Source organism: Peptoniphilus ovalis (assembly GCF_018919265.1).
GTDB lineage: Bacteria > Bacillota > Clostridia > Tissierellales > Peptoniphilaceae > Peptoniphilus_A > Peptoniphilus_A ovalis.
Genome location: NZ_JAHLQO010000005.1, coordinates 137,484 through 158,885, shown reverse-complemented (window position 1 = coordinate 158,885; position 21,402 = coordinate 137,484). Strand labels below are relative to the sequence as shown.

Here is a 21,402-nt window from a genome sequence, read left to right as displayed (position 1 = left end):
TATAAATTAAATTAATCTAATATTTATTTAAATTATGGGATATAGGATAAACCTATAGGAGGGGAAAATGAACGACAAAGAGCTTCTATACATAAAGACAATAGCAGATACTAAATCAATTTCAGCTGCTGCAAAGGAATTATTTATTGCGCAGCCAAGTCTTAGTCAATCTCTTCAAAAAATTGAAAATGAACTTGGAGTTGAACTTTTTATAAGGCAACCTAGGGGAATGAAGCTTACCTTTGCTGGAGAAAAATATTATTTAATGGCAAAGGAAATTCTTGATATTTACAACGACTTTAAATCTGAAATAACTCATATTAATGAATTAAAATCAGGTAGAGTTGTAATTGGTATAACAAGACATCTTGGAGCAAATGTATTGCCAGTAATAATTCCAGATTTTAATAGAAAATATCCCAATGTTGAAATAGAAATTAGAGAAGAAAACACCCCACAACTTGAAGAGTTAACTCTTAATGGTGGAGTTGACTTTGCCTTTACTCATGTTCACAAGAAAAATATAAACGGCAAAATAAATTACGATATTCTAAAAGAAGATAGATTTGTGCTTATAACTCCTAAAGATTTTTCTAAGAACTTTGATAATTTTTTTGAAAAAGATGGCAAAAAATTTGTGGATCTTAGAGACTTAAAAGATGAAAAGTTTATTCTCCTTGAAAAAAACAGGGGAATGAGAAAAGTTCAAGACAGAATTTTCAAAGATTATGATTTTGAGCCCACTGTAATAATGACCACAAAACTTTTTGAAACTGCAAAAAGAATTGTGGAAAAGGGACTTGGTTTTACTCTCATCGCAAATGATTATATAGATGTTTTTGAGGATTCAGATAACCACGAAGTTTATGATTTAATAGGAACAGAAGAAAACACATGGCTTAAGTGTATTATGACAATTCCTCATGTCTATCAATCTCAAGCAAGCTCTGTATTAATTGAAAGCATAAAAGAAATTTATAAAAATAAAGAATAATGATTAGTTATGAGACTATTCTACAATGGAATTGGTTCGGGGGCAGTCTTTTGTCATATAATTTTAAGTATCAAAATATTTTATTGGAAATTTATATTTACTTTACACAAAATATAAAATAATTTAATAAAATTTAAACATAAAAAATTTTGTAAGCATAACAATTTTTTCTTATGATAAAGAGATAAAATATATTTCAAATTCCTTGAATAATAAACTACTTGTAGTGTATTATTAATTATAAGGGGGTTGTTTTATGAAAAACAAATATTTTGGACTTAATCTTCCAATGTTATTAGCATTCGCAATTTTAGTATTTATAGCGACATATTTGGGAGTTTTGTCAACAGACTTAGCTGGTGGGGTAGCTTTAATGTTCTCTATCGGTATTATTCTCTATGAAATTGGAGAAAGAATTCCAATCTGGAACACATATGTAGGCGGTGGACTTGTTCTTGCATTTTTAGGTACTGCAGCTTTAAATTATTTTGGTGTTATACCTACTGAATATGCAGAACTAATCTCAAGTGTAAACTCTAAACCAATGGGAGTTTTAAACTTTTTTATAATTATGCTTATCACAGGATCATTACTAGGTCTTAATAGAGACTTAATGGTTAAATCCTTTGCTGGTTATATCCCTGCAATCTTAGGTGGGGTTCTTGGAGCAGCTATTCTTGGAATTGCTGGTGGACTTATTTTTGGAGTATCACCTGCAGATACTGTTCTTAAATACGTTCTTCCAGTAATGGGTGGAGGTAATGGAGCAGGAGCAGTTCCTCTTTCACAAATTTATGAAAAGGTAACTGGAGATGCAGCTGCTAATTACTATGGTTTTGCAATTTCAATTTTAACTATTGCAAACATATTTGCTATTATAGCTGGTGGTATTCTTAATAAGGTTGGACAAAAGAATTCAAAACTTACAGGCGATGGAAAAACTCTTATGAGAAATGCTCCAGAAATTTCAACTACTGAAGAAAAATTCACAACTCAATTAAAAGATTATGTTGGAGCAATTTTAATGGCCCTAACTTTTTATCAATTAGGTAGACTTATTGCAGATAAGATTTGGGATCCACTAGTTCCAGCAGTTCCAATTCACCCATTTGCATTTATGATAGTTTTAGTTGCACTTGCAAATGCTTTGGGAATTATCCCAGGATATTTAAGACAAGCAGCTAAAGAAGTTCAATCATTCTTCACTAAAAACATCGTTATTCTTGTAATGGTTGGTGTTGGTGTTGAAACTGACTTACTTGAACTTAAAGAAGCAATCACTTTAGCAAATACAGTTATGGCATTTTTAATTGTAGTAGGTGCTGTAATAGGATCAGGCCTAGTTGGACAATTAGTTGGATTTTACTTTGTTGACTCTGCTGTAACAGCAGGTCTATGTATGGCTAACAGAGGTGGTTCAGGAGACATTGCAGTTCTAGGAGCTGCTGACAGAATGGACCTTATGAGTTATGCTCAACTTTCATCAAGACTTGGTGGAGGAATAATTTTAGTAATAGGATCAATATTATTTGGTTCGCTCATGTAGAGCATTAGGAGGGATATCTTGAAACTTAAAAAAGAAGCTATGGCTGGTACCTTAGAATCTAATGACATCCTAATAACAGTTAGTGATGCAGATGGTATTAGCATTGAACTTGACAGTTCAGTTAAAAAACAATTTGGAAGACAAATTGAAAATGTAATCAAGGAAACTTTAGAAGAACTAGGCGTTAAAGGTGCAAAAGTTGTCGCAGTAGACAAAGGAGCACTTGACTATACTATTAAAGCAAGAGTTCAAGCAGCTTGCTATAGAGCAGCTGAAATTGAAGAATACACTTGGGGGTGATAGTGTGAAAGAAAGACTTAGAAGAACTATGATGTTTCTTCCAGGAAACAATCCAGCAAATATTACAGATGCACATATTTACGGTGCAGACTCAATAATGATTGACCTTGAAGATGCAACTAGTATTAATCAAAAGGATGCAGCTAGATTTTTAGTTTACAATGCGTTAAAAACAATTGATTACGGAAATACAGAAGTTGTTGTAAGAATTAACGCACTTGATACTCCATTTGGTAGAAAAGACATTGAAGCAGTTGTTAAAGCTGGAGTAGATGTTATTAGACTTCCAAAATCAGAAACTGCTCAAGATGTAAAAGATGTAGATGCAATTATTACAGAAGTAGAAGAAGAAATAGGATGCCAAGGAAGAACACTTATGATGGCAGCTATTGAATCACCTACTGGTGTACTAAATGCAGTTGAAATCGCAAAAGCTTCTCCTAGAATGATGGGTATCGCTCTTGGAGCTGCTGACTATGTAACTAATCTTAAAACTACTAGATCAGCTCATGGATGGGAACTTTTTGCCGCAAGAAGCCAAATTGTTTTAGCTGCTAGAAACGCAGGCATTGCATGTTTCGATACAGTTAATACAAATCTTGATGATATGGAAGCTTTTAAAGAAGAGGTACAATTTATCAAAGATCTTGGATTTGACGGAAAGAGTGTAATCCACCCTAAACAAATCACTGCAGTAAATGAAGTTTACACACCAACTCAAAAAGACATCAACAAAGCTCTTAGAATTATTGCAGGAGCTAAAGAGGCTGAAAGACGTGGTTCTGGAGTTATCTCTGTTGATGGAAAAATGGTTGATGGTCCTATCGTTGTAGGAGCACAAAGAACTTTAGACTTAGCAGTTGCTAGTGGAGTTTTAAGAAAGGAGGATATTGATGAACTATAATAAAAATGCTGTAGGAAGAGATATCCCAGAATACCTTGAAGGTATTGGAGAGCTACATCCTTTTGAAGGGGAAGGTAAGTATCTTAGAACTGATAGAAAAGCATCTCCTAAAATTAGATATGGAAATAAAGAAAAGAAACTTTTAGGCTCAATAGAAGAAGCTGTTAAAAAGAGTGGACTTAAAGATGGAATGACTGTATCTTTCCACCACCACCTAAGAAATGGTGACTATGTTGTAAATATGGTAATGCAAGTTATTGCAGATATGGGAATTAAAGACATTACTTTAGCACCATCATCACTTTCACCATGTCACGACAAATTAATTCCACTTATAGAACAAGGGGTAATCACAGGAATTCAATCTTCTGGACTTAGAGGAGAACTTGGAGAAAAAATCTCTCAAGGAGTTCTTAAAAAACCTTGTATCATTCGTTCTCACGGTGGACGTGCAAGAGCAATTGAAGATGGAGAACTTCACATTGACGTTGCTTTCTTAGCAGCACCTTGTTGTGATGAATACGGAAATATGAATGGTAGATATGGAAAATCAGCTTGTGGATCACTTGGATATGCAATAGTAGATGCACAATATGCAGACTGTGTAGTAGCAATTACTGACAACCTTGTACCATTCCCAAATATTCCAGCATCAATTGGAATGATGTATGTAGATTATGTAGTTGAAGTTGAAGCAATTGGAGATCCAAAGGGAATTGTATCTGGATCAATTAGATTTAACGACAACCCAAGAGATTTACTAATTGCAAATAACGCAATTAAAGCCATCAAAGCAGCAGGACTTTACAAAGATGGATTTAGATTCCAAACTGGAGCAGCAGGATCAACACTTGCAGTGGCAAAACTTCTTCGTGAAGACATGAAGAAAGATGGAATCAAAGCATCTATGGCACTTGGTGGTATCACAGGATATATGGTAAAAATGCTTGAAGAAGGCTTAGTTGATGGAATTTATGACACACAATCCTTCGACCTTGATGCAGCAAAATCAATTGGAGAAAATCCAAAACACTTTGAACAAACAGCATCATCATATGCAAATCCTAACAATCCAACTCCAGCAGTAAATACACTTGATTTCGTATTACTTGGAGCACTTGAAATTGATACAGACTTTAACGTAAACGTAATGACTAGATCAGATGGAGTTATCAACCAAGCAGTTGGTGGACACCAAGATACAGCACCTGGAGCAGAAGTATCACTTGTACTTGCACCACTTGTAAGATCTAGAAATCCAATTATCATGGATAAAGTAACAACAGTTTGTACACCAGGAGAATCAGTAGATGTAATTTGTACTGACTACGGAATTGCTGTTAACCCAAGAAGACAAGATCTTGTTGAAAAATTTAAAGAAGCAGGACTTGAAACAATTGACATCAAAGAATTACAAAAAATGGCAGAAAAATTAACAGGAAAACCTGATGAAATTAAATTCTCTGATGAAATTGTAGCAGTTGTAGAATACAGAGATGGTTCTATAATTGATGTAATTAAAAAAGAAGCTTAATAAAAAAAGCTTAACAAAATAAGAAGATAATAACCATACTAAAAGAGAAGCCTCAGAGCTTCTCTTTTTTTACGTGTTAATTTATTTAAAAAGTATTGTATAAAAAGTTATTTATATAAAAATTTTACTGTTTTATAAAAGCATTAAAAATACATATATTAAAAATTTTGAAAAAATATTTATAAATAAATTACTATAAATCTATTGAATATAAATATCATTTATGTTAAACTCTTCTCAGAAGTTAATAATTTTTATCATTTATAAATAAATAGGAGGAATACATAATGAAAAAAAATTTTAAAGCCATAACTATAATGGCGTCGGCACTTTTATTACTTACTGCTTGTGCAAAAAATGAAGCACCGGCAAATGCAAATGCTAAGGCGAATGCTCAGACAGAAACTAATGAAGCTAAGGCTTCTTCTACAGATACTGTAACTATTACTGATGTTCATGGAGAAGTTGAAGTTAAGAAAAATCCTGAGAAGGTTATTTCTCTTGACAACAGAACTTATGATACTCTAGAAGCTTTTGGCGTAAAACTTCTTGCAGCACCAAAGGATGTAATGCCATCAGAAAGTTCTTATGTTAAAGATGAATCTGTAGAAAATATTGGAAACCACAGAGAACCAAATCTAGAAGTTCTTGCAGCAGCTGATCCAGATCTTGTAATTGTTGGACAAAGATTTGTAAAATATTATGATGATATTAAAAAACTTGTACCAAATGCAACAGTTATTGATTTAGGGTTTGATGTTTCTGGAAAAGAAGGAAATGCTGGAGAAAGTTTATTAGCAGGATTTACTGATTCAACTCTTGCTCTAGGAGAAATTTTTGACAAGCAAAATGAAGCTGAAAAAATTGTTTCTGATTTCCAAGATGCATTAGCTGGAGCAAAGGAAAACTACAATGGTGAAAAGATAATGTCAGTTGTTGTTTCAGGTGGAGAAATTGGATTCTCAGCACCTCATTCAGGTAGAGTTTGGGGACCACTTTATGATGTGTTTGATTGGACACCAGCTTTAGAAATTGCTGATTCATCATCAGACCACAAGGGTGATGATGTGTCTGTTGAAGCAATTGCAGATTCAAATCCTGATTATCTATTAGTTCTTGATAGAGATGCAGCTACATCAGATGCAGCTACAAGCAAGCCTGCAAAAGATGTAATTGAAAATGCACAGGCTCTACAAAACACAAATGCTATTAAAAATGGCAAGGTAGTTTATGCACCTAACGACACTTACACGAATGAATCAATTCAAACTTTCACAGAATTATTTAACGAATTAAAGGACGCTTTTTCTAAATAAAAGTGAGGAAAACTTTGACTAATAAAATATTTAAAAAGAAAGAGGCTCAAAATATTGGGCCTCATTCTTATCAAGAAAAGAAATTATTTACAATTCCTTTTATAGTGGCAATTATTATTACTATTTCACTTGCAATTATTTCTCTTTTAACTGGAGTTTATGACATTAGCGGAGAATTTGGAAAGGAAATGTTTTTTATAACTAGAATTCCAAGGACAGCTTCACTAATGCTAACAGGCTCAGCCATGGCAATATCAGGCGTTGTAATGCAACTTTTGACACAAAATAAATTTGTCGAGCCAACTACTACGGGTACAATTGAATGGGCAGGACTTGGGATAGTGTGTGCCTATATATTTAAATCAGATGCAAGTCTAATGTTTAGAATGGGATTTGCAATTTTATTTTCTTTTTGCGGAACTATGATTTTCTTTTTATTTATGAGAAAAATAAAACTTAAATCTTCTTTAATAGTTCCCATAATTGGAATAATGATTGGTGCAGTCGTATCAAGTATTTCAACTTTTGTGGGACTTGTATTTAATATGACTCAGTCTCTTGAAGTTTGGTTTGCAGGATCTTTTTCTTCAGTGCAAAGGGGAAGATACGAGTATTTGTTTTTTATAATTATTATTACAATAGTTATATTTTTAATCGCAGACAGACTTACAATTGCAGGGCTTGGCGAAGATGTAGCGACAAATTTAGGCCTTGATTATAATAGAATTATTTTACTTGGCACATCACTTGTGAGCCTTGCCGTAGGAGTTGTTGCGGCAGTTATTGGGAATCTTCCGTTTTTGGGACTTATTATTCCTAATCTTGTGAGTATTTTTCGCGGAGATGACCTTAGAAGCAATTTGCCATGGGTTTGTCTCATGGGGATGATAGCTACGACTTCGGCAGATATTATTTCAAGAACTATAATTATGCCCTTTGAAGTTCCTGTTTCACTTATCCTTGGAACAGTTGGAGCAGCAGTTTTTATTGGGCTTATTTTATATAAGAGGAGAAGAGTATGAGAAGTGCAAAATCCTTTAGAAATCCAAAAGATTTACAAAAATATATTTTGATTATGAGCTCTTTAGCTATATTAACTTTTATGCTTATTTTTCTTTTAATAAAATATAAAAATCCAGTGCCAATAGATTCGCCATCATTTCTTCCAGTTGTGAGAAGAAGAATCGATGCTGTAATTGCCATGCTAATTGCAGCAACTTGTCAAAGTTTAGCCACAGTTAGCTTTCAATCTATTACATCAAATAGAATAATCACCCCATCGCTTCTTGGATTTGAAGCAGTTTATTCTGCGATTCACACAATAATTATGTATATCTTTGGAGTGAATGTGTTTTTAGAATTTAATGGAGTGGATTCCTTTGTAATTCAAATTGGAATTATGGTCTTAGTGAGTTTACTTCTTTATGGATTTATGATATCAGGAAAATATGGAAATCTTCACTTTATGCTTTTAATAGGTGTTGTAATTGGAACAGGGCTTAAAAGTTTTTCGGCATTTTTAAGAAGACTTTTATCTCCATCGGAGTTTGACCTTTTACAAGCAAGACTTTTTGCATCAGTAAATAATTCGGATTCAAGATACTTTGCAGTGGCAATTCCAATTGTAATTATCGCAGGTATTCTTGTAGTTTTATTCTCCAATAGACTAAATGTCTTGACGCTTGGAAGAGATACTAGTATAAATCTAGGTTTAAAGCACAATAAATCTGCAATCTATGTACTTATTTTAGTTGCGATTTTAATTTCAGTTTCCACGGCGCTTGTTGGTCCATTGACATTTTTTGGATTTTTAGTTGCAACATTAACTTATGAATTTTGTCCAAGTTTTGATCACAAATTTATATTTCCCATGTCTTTATTTTTAGGATATGTTGTGCTACTTGGTGCATATTTTCTAATGTATCATGTGTTTAGTGCAATGGGAGTTGTTACAATAATTATTGAATTATTTGGCGGAATATTATTCTTATTTGTAATTATGAGGAAGGAAAGTCTATGATAAAAATAGAAAATCTAGAGAAAAATTATTCAAAGGAAGTTAAAATTGGACCAATTGATTTAGAAATTCCAAAGGGAGGATTTACATCAATTATTGGACCAAATGGAGCCGGAAAGTCCACGACACTTCTAATGGTAGGAAGGCTTTTAGATAAAGATGGCGGAAATATATTTATTGAAGAAAATAACATTGATACGACAAAGACAGATTTACTTGCAAAGAAAATTGCAATTCTAAGACAGGAGAATCACTTCGTTACAAAATTAACTGTAAGACAACTCGTTGGATTTGGAAGATTTCCGTACTCTAAGGGAAGAATAAATACAGAAGATGAAGAGATAATTTCAAAGTATATTGATTTTCTTGGGCTAAAAGAACTTGAGAATAGATATCTAGATGAGCTTTCTGGAGGACAGAGACAGAGAGTCTATGTAGCAATGGTTCTTGCGCAGGAGACAGATTATGTGCTTTTAGATGAGCCTCTAAATAATTTAGACATTAGAAGATCACAAGAAATGTTAAATCACCTTTACAAAATAACAAGAGAATTTAAAAAGACAATAGTTACAGTGCTTCACGACATTAACTTTGCCGCAAAATATTCAGATTATATACTTTGCATGAAAGAAGGACAAGTGATAAAATTTGGAAAGCCTGAAGAAGTGATGAGAAAAGAAGTGCTTTCAGAAATATTTGATACAGATATAGAAATAATTAATGGTCCACATGGCCCTGTAGCTATATATTAATTTATAATGAATTTTAAAATTAAGGATTTATGAACAGATAAAACTTTTTCTTTTACTTTGGAGGGGAATTAGGACGTTGCGATCGTCCTTTTCCCTTCCAAGCCACCCCTTAACACCCAAACGCTGCTGAATGTCCAAAAAAATCGGCCATGCTAAATTTTCTTAGTCAGACACTTGCAACAACTCGAGTTCACTTCGTTTCTCTCGTTGGCAAGTGGTTGCCGCTGACCTACTTACAATTTGTTGCACAAATTGAGTTAGGTCAAGCAAACTCGCTTCGCTACGCTCGCTCAAACAGTTGAAAATTTTTAACGCATGACCAATTTTTTTGCTTATTAGGCACAGTTACATACCCTACTATAAATATTAAGTTTATTTTTAACTATGTTTTAAAATTAAAAAAATATTAAAACAAAATCTTTATCTTAATTTTTTTAAAAAATTAAATCTCCTTATTTTTTAGTTGCTCGGCAATTTTTTCTGCTTTTTCTTTATCCTCGGCAGAAAACTCAGGAAACTTAGGATTAATCTTCTTAATCACATCAATTAGTGCAAGTGTTGCAACTTTTCTTGAATACCAAGGGTTATCCGCTGGAAGCACATACCATGGAGCAATTTCAGTTGATGTATTGTTAAGCATTTCTTCAAAAGCTTTTTGATATTTATCCCAATTATCTCTATCTTCTAAATCAGAAAATGAAAATTCGTGATTTTTTGTACTGTCTTCAATTCTTTCAAGAAGTCTTTTTCTTTGTTCATCTTTAGAAACGTGGAAATAAAATTTAACAACTTTAAATCCATTTTCATCTAAATACTCTTCAAAATTATTTAATTGCTTGTATCTCTTGTTCCAAAGTTCTGGATCATTTTTTATTTCATCTGGAAGACTATCAAGTGTGTCATAAATTTTTGGAGAGATAATGTCTTCGTAATAAGAACGATTTAGTATCGCAATTTCTCCACGTTTAGGAAGTCCCTTATTTATTCTCCACAAATAATCGTGGCTCTCTTCTTCTTCCGTTGGCTTACCAAAGGAAGTATTTTTTAGTCCTTGTGGTGTTAGGTTTGAAAAAATATATTTAATAATTTCATCTTTTCCTGCGGCATCTATTGCTTGAAGCACAACTAAGATTCCGTACTTTGCTTCTGCAAATAATTTCGCATGGAGTTCTCTTAGTTTAGGGACAAGTTCATCATATAATTCTTTTTTAATTTCTTCATCTTTAGAATCACTCACAATTTCTCTGCTTAAATCTTCGATATTTATTTTCTCGCCTGTTAATTTAAAATAATCTTTATTCATAATACTTCCTTTCTTTTTTTCATTTCGTTTCTACTATAATATATATCCCAATTATTATAATTTAACAAAATAAAAAAGCTGCACTAGGCAGCTTATGATTAAAGTGATTTTACAATTTTTTCTGTTAAGTCTATAACTCTTTCAGTATAACCCCATTCGTTGTCATACCAAGAGATTAGTTTAACCATATTTCCGTTAACTGTTGTAAGAAGAGAATCAAATATTGACGAGTGTTTGTTTCCAATAATATCTGAAGATACAAGTTCATCTTCTGAATATTCTAGAATTCCCTTTAATTCATTTTCTGATGCTTTTTTAATTGCAGCATTGATTTCTTCTTTTGTAGCTTCTTTTTCAAGTTCGAAAGTTACATCAACAAGTGATCCTGTTGGAACTGGAACTCTAAGAGCAAATCCTGTTAAGATTCCATCAACTTCTGGAATAACTTTTCCAACTGCCTTTGCAGCTCCAGTTGAAGTTGGAATTATATTTTCAGCACCCATTCTTGCTCTTCTCATATCCTTTTTGTGGACAGCATCGTGAATGTTTTGGTCATTAGTATATGCATGAACTGTAGACATAAGTCCCTTTTTAATTCCAAAGTTATCAAGGACAACTTTTGTAATAGGAGCAAGACAGTTTGTAGTACAACTTGCATTTGAAATGATGTCGTGTTTTTCTGCGTCGTATTTATCATCATTAACACCCATAACTACTGTAAGAATGTCGCCCTTTCCTGGAGAAGTTAGGACAACTTTTTTTGCTCCAGCCTTGATGTGACCCTTAGCTTGTTCTTCGTCTTTAAAAGCACCTGATGAGTCAATAACTACATCAACGCCAAGTTCTCTCCAGTTCATTTCTTCTGGAGTCTTTGATTCAACAAAGGTAATTTTATGGCCATCTACAACCATTCCATCTTCTGTAAATTCAATTTCGCCAGGATAAGTTCTATAAATTGAGTCGAATTTAAATAGATGAGTTCTTTCCTTTAAAGTTTTTTCTACATTTCTAACAGCAACATGAGTTATGTTGAATTCTTTATTTTCGCGAAGAGCCCATATTCTTAGAGCATCTCTTCCAATTCTACCAAAACCCATTATGCCAACATTATTTTTCATATAAACCTCCTCTTATATTCGTCACTTTTATTATATCTCACAGCCGACAAAAAGTGAAACCATAGTATGATTATTTCTAAATTTGTGATACAAAGTCCAAATGTGTTAAAATATTTTAAAATAGTTTGGAGATGATAATATGCAATCAGGATTTACAAGAGAAAAAGCGATGAGTCTTTTAAAAGAATACAACAAGGATGAGTTTCACATTAGACATGCAGTTACACTTGAAAATGTCATGGGTCATTTTGCAAAAGAATACGATGCAGAAAATGAAGACTACTGGAAAATTGTAGGACTACTACACGATGTGGATTTTGAAAAATATCCAGAAACTCATCTAGACAATACGCCACAAATTCTTAGAGAAAATGGGGGAACTGATGAGCTAATTCATTCCATTGTTTCTCACGGATATGAAATTTGTACTGATGTTGAGCCTGAGTTATTTATGGAAAAGGTGCTTTATGCAACTGATGAGCTTACAGGACTTATCTATGCTACATCTCTTATGAGACCATCAAAAAGCACAAAGGATATGAATTTAAAAAGTGTTAAGAAAAAGTTTAAAGACAAGAAATTTGCAGCAGGTTGCTCAAGAGATGTCATAAAAAATGGAGCAGAAATGCTTGGCTGGGAACTAGATGAACTAATTACAAAAACTCTTATTGCAATGCAAGAGAAAGAAGATGAAATAGAAGCAGAAATTTCTAAAGAGATTTGTTAAAAAATTGCCATAAATTAAGATTATTTCGTTGAATCTAGAGGTTTACTGTGATAGAATCTATATGTTATAGAAATTTAAGGGAGGTTTAAGTTTGCAAACTTTATTATCTATTATAATTATAATTGCTAGCATTATCGTAATAGCTATAGTTGCACAAATGGAATCTGAACAAGCAGGTCTAGGAACTCTTCAAGGTGAAGAAACTAGCTCTTGGGGTAATTATAAAGGTTCAAGTAAAAAAGACATTCAAAACAGAATTGTTATTACAACTAGTATTGTTTTTGCAATTGCGCTTATTGTACTTGCAGCAATTTAATTTCAAAAAAATTTAAGGAGGATTTACGGCAATGGATATTTTATATCTAGCTCCTATTGTTGGGGTTTTAGCTTTATTATTCGCAGCTTATAAGGCAAGCTTTGTATCTAAGCAAGACCCAGGTAATGAAAGAATGAAAGAAATTTCTTCTTACATTTCCGAAGGAGCAATGGCATTTTTAACTAGAGAATACAGAGCTCTTGTAGTATTTGTAATCGTACTTGCAATTATCTTAGCAGTGGGATTAAAATCAGTTCCAACTGCAATTTGTTTTGTTGCAGGAGCAATATTCTCAGTTGCAGCTGGTTATGTAGGAATGAGAGTTGCCACTAAGGCAAATGTCAGAACTGCAAACGCAGCTTGGAAATCAGGACTTGGAAAAGCACTTGATGTAGCTTTTTCAGGTGGTGTAGTAATGGGGATGTGTGTAGTAGGTCTTGGCATCATTGGTATATCAGTAGCTTACTTCTTAACAGATGGTCAAACAGAAATCATCACAGGATTCTCATTAGGAGCTTCATCAATTGCACTTTTTGCAAGAGTTGGTGGAGGAATCTACACTAAGGCAGCAGACGTTGGGGCTGACCTTGTAGGTAAAGTTGAAGCAGGAATTCCTGAAGATGACCCAAGAAACCCTGCAGTTATTGCAGATAACGTTGGAGACAATGTTGGGGACGTTGCAGGAATGGGAGCTGACTTATTCGAATCTTATGTTGGAGCACTTCTATCAGTTATCACTCTTGGAGTTGTAGCTTATGGAACAAATGGAGTTACTTTTGGACTTCTTGTTGCAACAGTTGGTATTTTAGCATCAATTGTAGCAGCATTCTTTGTAAAAGGAGACAAAAATCCACAAAAAGCTCTTAACACTGGAGAATATGTATCAGCAATTGTAACAATGATTGCTTCAGCACTTTTATCTAATTACATTTTTGGTTCATTTACACCATTTGCACCAGTTATCATTGGTATTGTAGTTGGACTTATTATTTCTAAATTTACAGAATACTATACATCAGAAGATTATGCACCAGTTAAGAGAATTGGAGCAGAATCTGAAACAGGAGCTTCTACAAATATTATCGCTGGACTTTCCGTTGGTATGATGTCAACAGTTTGGCCAATCGTTGTAATAGCAGCAGGAATAATTGCAGCTTACATCGGAGCAGGCGGAGCTACAGAAGCTATTTATGGACTTTACGGAATTGCACTTGCAGCAGTTGGTATGCTTTCAACAACAGGTATGACAATTGCAGTAGATGCTTACGGACCTATCGCAGATAATGCTGGTGGTATCGCAGAAATGTGTGAACTTCCAGAAGATGTTCGTGATATAACTGACTCACTTGATGCTGTAGGTAACACAACAGCAGCAATTGGTAAGGGATTTGCAATTGGTTCTGCAGCACTTACAGCTCTTGCATTATTCGTATCTTATATCAATGCAACAGGACTTCAAGGAATCGACGTTTCTAAGCCAGAAGTTATAGCAGCAACATTTATTGGTGGTATGCTTCCATTTGCTTTCTCAGCAATGACTATGTCAGCTGTAGGTAAAGCAGCTTCAGAAATGATTGATGAAGTAAGAAGACAATTTAGAGAAATTCCAGGAATTATGGAAGGAAAAGCAACTCCAGAATACGCAACTTGTGTTGATATTTCTACAGGTGCTGCACTTAAAGAAATGGTTGTACCAGGACTTATCGCAGTAGTTGTTCCAGTATTAGTTGGACTTCTTCTTGGAACAGAAGCACTAGGTGGACTTCAAGCAGGCTCTCTAATCACAGGTGTATTAATGGCAATCTTTATGTCAAATGCCGGTGGTGCATGGGATAATGCTAAGAAATATATAGAAGGTGGAGCTCACGGTGGTAAAGGTTCAGAAGCTCATAAAGCTGCTGTAACTGGAGATACTGTAGGAGATCCATTTAAAGATACATCAGGACCTTCACTTAATATTTTAGTAAAACTTATAACTGTTGTATCTCTTGTATTCGCACCATTATTCGTAGCATATGGTGGAATATTACTATAATTAAAATAATCTGTTAGGGGTTAAACTCTAACAGATTTTTTAATTACATACATATGTTTTATAATTCATTATTTTGATTAAATATTTTAAAACTTATAGCTCTATATTCATTTTCGAAGGGGAATTAGGACGTAGCCGATATTTGTACCCAAATCAAAGATTTGGACAAATAGTGGCATGAGACCTGCAACAAAATCAAAGATTTTGGCTAGGGCTTCATCCGAATCTTCCTTTTCCCCTTCGAGCATCCCTTTTACACCTAAACGGCCTGGTAGGGGCCCGTCCCATTAATACGCAAAAAGGTCTCCGACTAAATTTTCTTAGTCAGACACTTGCACCAACTCGAGTTCGCTTCACTCCTCTCGTTGGCAAGTGGTTGCCGCTGACCTACTTACAATTTGTTTCACAAATTGAGTTAGGTCAAGCAAACTCACTCACTGCGTTCGCTCAAACAATTGAAAATTTTAATGGTAGTTAATCGAGTGACAAGTCACGAGATTAACGATATTCACAACGAAGACTGCTAAGAGTCTGAGTTGATGAATAACCTTATGCATGCGAATGAAAAAAAGTGACTGAATAAGGAGCTTTTTTTCATGAGTCGCGAAACGTCTTCGACCTTTTTGCTTACTACTTGATAAGTCGGTTAATTATTGTCAAAAATTATTTTGATTTTTACACTTCAAGAAGTAGTTGCACTCTAATAAGATTTTAAAAATTTCAGGGACTGTCCCTTACCAAGTTTAAAAAATAATGGGCTGTCCTTTAGGACAGCCCATTTTCATTTTTTTATAAATTTTATTTTGTATTTGTTATATAGGTTTTTACTTTATTGGATGTAAAACTCTTTATGTCTTTACCAACTATTCCTTCAAATATTCCATTAATAATGAGTGATAATATAGCTCCTATGAAAATAGCTATAATTACAATTTTAATATTAAATTTCATATTAGTCTTGGCAAGTATCGCCCCAAGCAGGATGACAATGGTAATCAGGAACTCTAGTATTATTCATAAATAAAACCTCCTTATATTATATGAAAATGTTATCAAAAAAAACGTGGGTGTCAATAGTAATTCAGGGACTGTCCCTGACCAAGTTTAAAAGGGGACTGTCCCTATTAAAATAAAAACGGGCTGTTTGTTAAAACAACCCATTTCTAATATTATTTTTAAATTTTCTAATTAAATTATTTTAGCAATCTGTTGGATTTAATAAATTAAATAAAGTCTTTACATGCACACCAGTTGCTCTCTTAGGTAGATACCCTTCAGCTTTATTTTTATAAGCTGTACCTGCAATGTCTAAGTGAACCCAAGGTGTGTTTTCTTTTACAAATTCTCCCACAAAAAGTCCCGCAGTGATTGATCCTGCATCTCTTCCAGTTGTATTTCTTAAATCTGCGACTTCAGATTTGTTCAGATTTTTATAAGCATCATCATATGGGAATGCCCAGATTTTTTCTCCAGAAACTTTTGCTGCTTCTAATACTTCTTTATAAAACTCTTCATCATTAGTAACAGCTCCAGTGTATTCTTCTCCAAGAGCAATTGTTACTGCTCCAGTAAGTGTTGCTAAATCAATTATTTTCTTTGCACCTAAATCATTTGTAGCATAGTGAACTGCATCTGCAAGTGTGATTCTTCCCTCTGCATCAGTGTTAAGAACTTCAATAGTTAGTCCTTTCATAGAATCAATTATGTCACCAGATTTGTAAGATGTTCCTGAAATCATATTTTCACAAGCTGCCACAACTGCAACTACATTTACTTTTGCCTTTGATTTTCCAAGGGCATACATTGTTCCAATTACTGTTCCAGCTCCACCCATGTCGCAGTGCATGAAATTCATTCCTGATGGGGATTTAATATTGTATCCACCTGAGTCATAAGTTAGTCCCTTACCAACAAGGGCCATTTTTTCATCATCGGAATTATTAATTTCCATGACAATAAGCCTTGGTCTATTAGTTGCACCTCTTGCAACATTTAAAAAGGCCTTCATGCCAATTTTTTCGATTTCATCTTCTTCATAAACTGTAACTTTTACTCCAACAGATTCAAGCTTTTCCTTTGCAATGTTAGCAAGAGTTTCTGGATAAATTATATTTGCAGTTTCATTTACAAGATTTCTTGCAAGGAAAACTCCATCCATAATATTTTCCATAGTATCAAGACCTTGTCTTAACTTTTCTTCAGGTCCCTTAAAAGCTGAATAATTCACTGTAAGTTCAAAATCTTCATCTTTTGCATCAGATTTCTTAGTGAAATTATATTCACTGTGACGAAGTCCTTCATATGCTGCCATAATTGTCTTTTTGTTGCAAATTCCAAGCTCTGGCATTTTAATTTCTACTTCATGCTCTTTATTTTTTCTAAATAAATTTCCAAGATCAAAGAAAATATTTCTTATATCTTCAAGTTTAATTTCATCTTCACCAAGTCCAAGGAATACATGAGAGTCTTCATTAGCACTTGGAAGATATAAAATTTCTTTTAATTTTCCTGAAAATTCTTTTTTATCAAGAAAACTTTTAAATTCTTCTATTGTTTCATCTTTTTTTAAAAAGTGAACTTTTAGTCCACCCTCTTTATACAAATTAAATTTAATCATAATTCACCTCTATTCATATTATACATTAGATTAAAAAAACTTCTAGTTTAGCCCTTTATAAATATTTTTTAAAAGAAAAGTTTGTGATATGATAATTATCAGGTGGTGAGATTATGACTAGAGAATTTAAAGCTGTAATAATGCTATTTATAACATCAATAATTTGGGGACTTGCCTTTGTAGCACAAACTGAAGGAATGGAATTAATAGGACCCTTTACCTTTACAGCAGCAAGGTCTTATGTTGCAGTTGTGTTTTTAATTCTTACATTTTTATTTTTTAATAAAAAGATGATAATTGAGGATTATAGCAAAGAAAAAACTATAAGGGGTGGAATGATTTGTGGAATTGTATTCACAATTTCTATCAATTTACAACAAATTGGACTTTTACATACCACTGCAGGTAAGGCTAGTTTTTTAACTGCTCTTTATATAGTTGTAATCCCTATAATCAGTTTATTCTTAGGAAAGAAAATTCCACCCAAAATTATAATTTGTATAGTAATTGCAATTATTGGAACTTATTTATTATCTGTGAAGGAAAGTTTTGACATAAATTTAGGAGATATTACAGTAATTTTATCTGCAATAGCTTTTGCAGTGCACATGATGCTTCTTTCAAAGTATTCAACTGGCACAAATGCAATTTTAGTTTCGTTAATTCAGTTCTTAATGTGCGCGGTGATTTCAAATGTAATTGCACTTTTAATAGAAGATTTTGAATTAATAAATATTTTAAAATCCTATGTGACAATTTTATATGTTGGGATTTTGTCATCAGGAGTTGGTTTTACAATTCAGCTAATTGCTTTAAAAGATTTAGACACAGTTATCGCATCAATGATTTCTTCACTTGAATCAGTTTTTGGTGCACTTTTTGGTTGGATTATCCTTGGCCAAGCCATGGACTTAAGAGAAATAGCTGGAGCAAGTTTAATATTTATTGCTACTTTACTTGCACAAATTCCCATTGAGAAATATTTTACAATACATTCAGAAAAATTTTAGATATATTTCACAATGATTTATTATGATATATAATATAAATTAGAAGAGGTGGTAAGATGTCACTTTTTGATAAAATATTTAACAAACAATCTAAAAATATAATTACTTTTGATGGCGAATATGGAAGTGGCGCCAACGAAATTGCAAAAAAAGTCGCTGAAAAATTAAATTATAAATTCTATGATGAAAAATTAATCGAGTTAATGAGTCTTGAAAAGAAAGTAAAACCTGAGGATATAACTAAGGACGACTCTTTCTTGCAAGGTACAATTTATGATTTATACAGACAAAATTATTCCTATTCTCAAGAGGACATGGCTGCAAATGATGCTGCATTTCTTTTAGATTCTAGAACTATAAGAGAAATCGAAAAAGAGGGAAGGGCTGTAATCTTTGGAAAGTGTGCAGACTTTGTCTTAGAGACTGATGAAAAACTTAAAGTTTTTATATATGCATCGGAAGAATTTAAGGAAAAGAGAATTTTAAATGTATATAATATAAAAGAAGAAAAGCTTGAGCTTAAACTAACTCGTGAAAACAATAGACGCTCAAATCATTACAGTAGAAACACTGGAAAGACTTGGGGCGACAGAGTTAACTATGACATATGTTTAAATTCATCGGAATTTGATTTAGATGAAATTGTAAATTTAATAATTGAAGTTTCAAAGATTAAAAAATAACTGCTAGATTAGCAGTTTCATAACGTTGACAAAGTAGGTGTGAAAACAAAATCACACCTATTTTTTACGTAAAGATATGTACAAATACAGCTTTAAACTTTGTAGGCTGTTCTTTAGAGTTGCCTTTTTTCTTTTGATGCTTTTTTTGCGAGGACAGCCCTAAAGGGCAGCCCTCTTCCCAATATAATCCCGAAACAAAAGTGGATCTCATATCGAAGTTTAGTATGGTTCTTTTCTTTTGTGAAGACAACTCTATTTGTTAGGCTTTTTTCAAATGTATAGTGGGTTTTAATTGTCAATAATCTGAACTGCTAGATTAGCAGTTTTTTTATTTACTTAATTTTAAAATTGTACAATTTATAAACAAAGTTTTCTTATTTTGAGTATTAAAAAAATCAAAGGGTATAATATAAATGTATATTCATATAAATATATATATTTTAAAATTAAAATTAGGAGGTAATTATGGCAGACGATAAGAAAAAAATGGACCCAATGGCTAAGAATAAGGCCGGAGATCCAGTCCCAAGTAGAAATCAAAATGTTAATGAAGATCCTACTTTAAGGCGTGCTGGCGGTCAAGTTGTAGATAATAACGAAGATTCAATGACAGCTGGAAAGCGTGGACATATATCAATTCAAGATTTATGGCTTTTTGAAAAACAAGCTCATTTTAATAGAGAAGTAATACCTGAAAGAAGAATGCATGCTAAAGGATGGGGTGCATGGGGCGAATTTACAGTAACTCATGATATCACAAAATATACAAAGGCAGCAATCTTTAGCAAGGTTGGCAATAAATGTAAAGTTTTCTCTAGAATGTCAACTGTAGCAGGTGAACGTGGTGCAGCTGATGCTGAAAGAGATATTCGTGGATTTGCAGTTAGATTTTACACAGAAGATGGAAACTGGGACGTTGTAGGAAATAATACACCTGTTTTCTTCTTTAGAGATCCAATGAAATTTATAGACCTTAACCACGCTGTTAAGAGAGATCCGAAATCTCATTTAAGAAGTGCCAATACAAACTTTGACTTTTGGTCAAGTCTTCCTGAATCACTTCTTCAAACTACTATTATTAATAGTGATAGAGGTATTCCATCATCATTAAGATATATGCATGGATTTGGGTCACATACTTATTCTATGTATAATGACAAGGGCGAAAGATTCTGGGTTAAGTTTCACTTTAGAAGTCAGCAAGGTATCTTAAACTTAACTGACCAAGAAGCTGAAATGGTAAATGGTAAAGATAGAGAATCTGCAGGTAGAGATCTTTATGAAGCTATTGAAAATGGTAATTTCCCTAAATGGAAAATGTACATCCAAGTCATGACTGAAGAACAAGCCGAAAATCATCCACAAAATCCATTTGACTTAACTAAAATGTGGTTAAAGGAAGATTATCCGCTTATTCCAGTTGGAGAGTATGTGCTTAATAAATATCCTGACAACTTCTTCCAAGATGTTGAACAAGTTGCATTCTCACCAGCAAACATAGTGCCAGGTATTGCACTTTCACCAGATAGAATGCTTCAAGCAAGAGCTTTCTTCTACTCAGATGCTCAAAGATATAGACTTGGTGTAAACCATCACCAAATCCCAGTAAACTCACCTCAAGGTGTAGAACACCCTCACGACTTCCACAGAGATGGACAAATGAGAGTTGATGGAAATAAGGGTGCTGAGCTTCACTATGGACCTAACTCATATGGTGCATGGAAAGACGAACCATCTCTTGAAATTCCACATGATGAAGGTGGAGAAGTTAAGAGATATGACTTTAGAGAAGATGACCATGACTACTTTACTCAACCAGGAATGTTATTTAACAGAATGACTGATGAGCAAAAACTTGTATTATTTGAAAATACTGCAAGAAACATGGGCGACTCAACTATGCAAATTAAACACAGATATATTAGAAACTGCTACTTTGCTGACCCAGAATATGGTAAGGGAGTTGCTAAGGCTCTAGGAATTGATATTGATACAGTTGACTTAGAACCAAGTGACATTGCTTCTCGTGATGAATGGGAAAAATACAATAGTAGAGATCAAGATCTAAACTACCCTACAGATCCTGCTGAACCAGAATCAGCAAAAGACCTTCCACCAGAAGGAAGAGATACAAATGTAGAAGATCCTACAACTCTTACAGATTGGGAAAATGACCCTTATCTACTATAATTTAGATAATTTAATAAATAATGATTGCCTCTTAACTGAG

At 33.4% G+C, this 21,402-nt stretch carries 18 protein-coding genes; 15 read left to right on the top strand and 3 right to left on the bottom strand.

All coding sequences use genetic code 11. The annotated features are described in order from the left end of the window. The first annotated feature begins 67 nt into the window (after positions 1 to 67). From KQI68_RS08275 to KQI68_RS08235, 9 genes are all read left to right on the top strand, one after another. Positions 68 to 994 (top strand): LysR family transcriptional regulator, encoded by a 927-nt coding sequence (locus KQI68_RS08275; protein WP_216549668.1) that lies wholly within the window; start codon positions 68 to 70, stop codon positions 992 to 994. A 256-nt stretch (positions 995 to 1,250) separates the two neighbouring features. Next, positions 1,251 to 2,540, top strand: coding sequence for a 2-hydroxycarboxylate transporter family protein (locus KQI68_RS08270; RefSeq protein ID WP_216549667.1), 1,290 nt, complete (start codon positions 1,251 to 1,253; stop codon positions 2,538 to 2,540). An 18-nt stretch (positions 2,541 to 2,558) separates the two neighbouring features. After that, positions 2,559 to 2,840: a citrate lyase acyl carrier protein gene (citD, locus tag KQI68_RS08265; RefSeq protein WP_216549666.1), complete on the top strand. Its 282-nt coding sequence runs from the start codon at positions 2,559 to 2,561 to the stop codon at positions 2,838 to 2,840. Positions 2,841 to 2,844: 4 nt separating this feature from the next. After that, the gene (citE, locus tag KQI68_RS08260) at positions 2,845 to 3,744 is read left to right on the top strand and encodes a citrate (pro-3S)-lyase subunit beta (RefSeq protein ID WP_216549665.1); all 900 of its coding nucleotides are present in this window, start codon (positions 2,845 to 2,847) and stop codon (positions 3,742 to 3,744) included. Beyond that, positions 3,734 to 5,278: a citrate lyase subunit alpha gene (gene citF / locus KQI68_RS08255; protein WP_216549664.1), complete on the top strand. Its 1,545-nt coding sequence runs from the start codon at positions 3,734 to 3,736 to the stop codon at positions 5,276 to 5,278. The genes citE and citF overlap by 11 nt, the downstream gene beginning before the upstream one ends. 287 nt (positions 5,279 to 5,565) lie before the next feature. After that, complete coding sequence (locus tag KQI68_RS08250; protein WP_216549663.1) at positions 5,566 to 6,594, top strand: siderophore ABC transporter substrate-binding protein; 1,029 nt, start codon at positions 5,566 to 5,568, stop codon at positions 6,592 to 6,594. 14 nt (positions 6,595 to 6,608) lie between these two features. Beyond that, positions 6,609 to 7,616 carry an ABC transporter permease gene (locus tag KQI68_RS08245; RefSeq protein WP_216549662.1) on the top strand — a complete coding sequence of 336 codons (1,008 nt, stop codon included), beginning with the start codon at positions 6,609 to 6,611 and terminating at the stop codon, positions 7,614 to 7,616. Further along, positions 7,613 to 8,614, top strand: coding sequence for an iron chelate uptake ABC transporter family permease subunit (locus KQI68_RS08240; RefSeq protein WP_216549661.1), 1,002 nt, complete (start codon positions 7,613 to 7,615; stop codon positions 8,612 to 8,614). Before KQI68_RS08245 ends, KQI68_RS08240 begins: the two co-directional genes overlap by 4 nt. Next, positions 8,611 to 9,363, top strand: a complete 753-nt coding sequence (locus KQI68_RS08235) for an iron ABC transporter ATP-binding protein (RefSeq protein ID WP_216549660.1) — start codon at positions 8,611 to 8,613, stop codon at positions 9,361 to 9,363. Before KQI68_RS08240 ends, KQI68_RS08235 begins: the two co-directional genes overlap by 4 nt. 442 nt (positions 9,364 to 9,805) lie before the next feature. On the opposite strand, the gene KQI68_RS08230 is transcribed toward KQI68_RS08235, so the two are convergent. Both KQI68_RS08230 and gap read right to left on the bottom strand, forming a co-directional pair. Beyond that, positions 9,806 to 10,666 carry a PPK2 family polyphosphate kinase gene (locus KQI68_RS08230; protein ID WP_216549659.1) on the bottom strand — a complete coding sequence of 287 codons (861 nt, stop codon included), beginning with the start codon at positions 10,664 to 10,666 and terminating at the stop codon, positions 9,806 to 9,808. Positions 10,667 to 10,764: 98 nt separating this feature from the next. Continuing rightward, positions 10,765 to 11,784 carry a type I glyceraldehyde-3-phosphate dehydrogenase gene (gene gap / locus KQI68_RS08225; RefSeq protein ID WP_216549658.1) on the bottom strand — a complete coding sequence of 340 codons (1,020 nt, stop codon included), beginning with the start codon at positions 11,782 to 11,784 and terminating at the stop codon, positions 10,765 to 10,767. Positions 11,785 to 11,923: 139 nt separating this feature from the next. On the opposite strand from gap, the gene KQI68_RS08220 reads away from it, so the two are divergent. From KQI68_RS08220 to KQI68_RS08210, 3 genes are all read left to right on the top strand, one after another. After that, positions 11,924 to 12,511 (top strand): hydrolase, encoded by a 588-nt coding sequence (locus KQI68_RS08220; RefSeq protein ID WP_216549657.1) that lies wholly within the window; start codon positions 11,924 to 11,926, stop codon positions 12,509 to 12,511. Positions 12,512 to 12,602: 91 nt separating this feature from the next. Then, positions 12,603 to 12,827: a preprotein translocase subunit SecG gene (secG, locus tag KQI68_RS08215; RefSeq protein ID WP_216549656.1), complete on the top strand. Its 225-nt coding sequence runs from the start codon at positions 12,603 to 12,605 to the stop codon at positions 12,825 to 12,827. Between the two features lie 31 nt (positions 12,828 to 12,858). Then, a complete protein-coding gene (locus KQI68_RS08210; RefSeq protein ID WP_216549655.1) occupies positions 12,859 to 14,862 on the top strand; it encodes a sodium-translocating pyrophosphatase in 2,004 nt (667 codons plus the stop codon). Positions 14,863 to 16,060: 1,198 nt separating this feature from the next. Here the strand turns inward: KQI68_RS08210 and KQI68_RS08205 are convergent. After that, positions 16,061 to 17,479, bottom strand: coding sequence for a leucyl aminopeptidase (locus KQI68_RS08205; protein ID WP_216549654.1), 1,419 nt, complete (start codon positions 17,477 to 17,479; stop codon positions 16,061 to 16,063). Between the two features lie 113 nt (positions 17,480 to 17,592). Between KQI68_RS08205 and KQI68_RS08200 the strand changes: the two genes are divergently transcribed. From KQI68_RS08200 to KQI68_RS08190, 3 genes are all read left to right on the top strand, one after another. After that, positions 17,593 to 18,489: a DMT family transporter gene (locus tag KQI68_RS08200; RefSeq protein ID WP_216549653.1), complete on the top strand. Its 897-nt coding sequence runs from the start codon at positions 17,593 to 17,595 to the stop codon at positions 18,487 to 18,489. A gap of 56 nt (positions 18,490 to 18,545) precedes the next feature. After that, complete coding sequence (locus tag KQI68_RS08195) at positions 18,546 to 19,172, top strand: cytidylate kinase-like family protein (protein WP_216549652.1); 627 nt, start codon at positions 18,546 to 18,548, stop codon at positions 19,170 to 19,172. 465 nt (positions 19,173 to 19,637) lie between these two features. Next, complete coding sequence (locus KQI68_RS08190) at positions 19,638 to 21,362, top strand: catalase (protein ID WP_216549651.1); 1,725 nt, start codon at positions 19,638 to 19,640, stop codon at positions 21,360 to 21,362. Positions 21,363 to 21,402 lie beyond the last annotated feature (40 nt).

What these genes read in the sequence shown, in the direction of transcription:
- KQI68_RS08195 (WP_216549652.1), top strand. Translation starts at nt 18,546, where the DNA reads ATGTCACTTTTTGATAAAATATTTAACAAACAATCTAAAAATATAATT.
- citF (WP_216549664.1), top strand. Translation starts at nt 3,734, where the DNA reads ATGAACTATAATAAAAATGCTGTAGGAAGAGATATCCCAGAATACCTT.
- KQI68_RS08235 (WP_216549660.1), top strand. Translation starts at nt 8,611, where the DNA reads ATGATAAAAATAGAAAATCTAGAGAAAAATTATTCAAAGGAAGTTAAA.
- KQI68_RS08200 (WP_216549653.1), top strand. Translation starts at nt 17,593, where the DNA reads ATGACTAGAGAATTTAAAGCTGTAATAATGCTATTTATAACATCAATA.
- KQI68_RS08210 (WP_216549655.1), top strand. Translation starts at nt 12,859, where the DNA reads ATGGATATTTTATATCTAGCTCCTATTGTTGGGGTTTTAGCTTTATTA.
- KQI68_RS08240 (WP_216549661.1), top strand. Translation starts at nt 7,613, where the DNA reads ATGAGAAGTGCAAAATCCTTTAGAAATCCAAAAGATTTACAAAAATAT.
- KQI68_RS08250 (WP_216549663.1), top strand. Translation starts at nt 5,566, where the DNA reads ATGAAAAAAAATTTTAAAGCCATAACTATAATGGCGTCGGCACTTTTA.
- KQI68_RS08270 (WP_216549667.1), top strand. Translation starts at nt 1,251, where the DNA reads ATGAAAAACAAATATTTTGGACTTAATCTTCCAATGTTATTAGCATTC.
- gap (WP_216549658.1), bottom strand. Translation starts at nt 11,784, where the DNA reads ATGAAAAATAATGTTGGCATAATGGGTTTTGGTAGAATTGGAAGAGAT.
- KQI68_RS08220 (WP_216549657.1), top strand. Translation starts at nt 11,924, where the DNA reads ATGCAATCAGGATTTACAAGAGAAAAAGCGATGAGTCTTTTAAAAGAA.
- KQI68_RS08230 (WP_216549659.1), bottom strand. Translation starts at nt 10,666, where the DNA reads ATGAATAAAGATTATTTTAAATTAACAGGCGAGAAAATAAATATCGAA.
- KQI68_RS08190 (WP_216549651.1), top strand. Translation starts at nt 19,638, where the DNA reads ATGGCAGACGATAAGAAAAAAATGGACCCAATGGCTAAGAATAAGGCC.
- KQI68_RS08205 (WP_216549654.1), bottom strand. Translation starts at nt 17,479, where the DNA reads ATGATTAAATTTAATTTGTATAAAGAGGGTGGACTAAAAGTTCACTTT.
- KQI68_RS08275 (WP_216549668.1), top strand. Translation starts at nt 68, where the DNA reads ATGAACGACAAAGAGCTTCTATACATAAAGACAATAGCAGATACTAAA.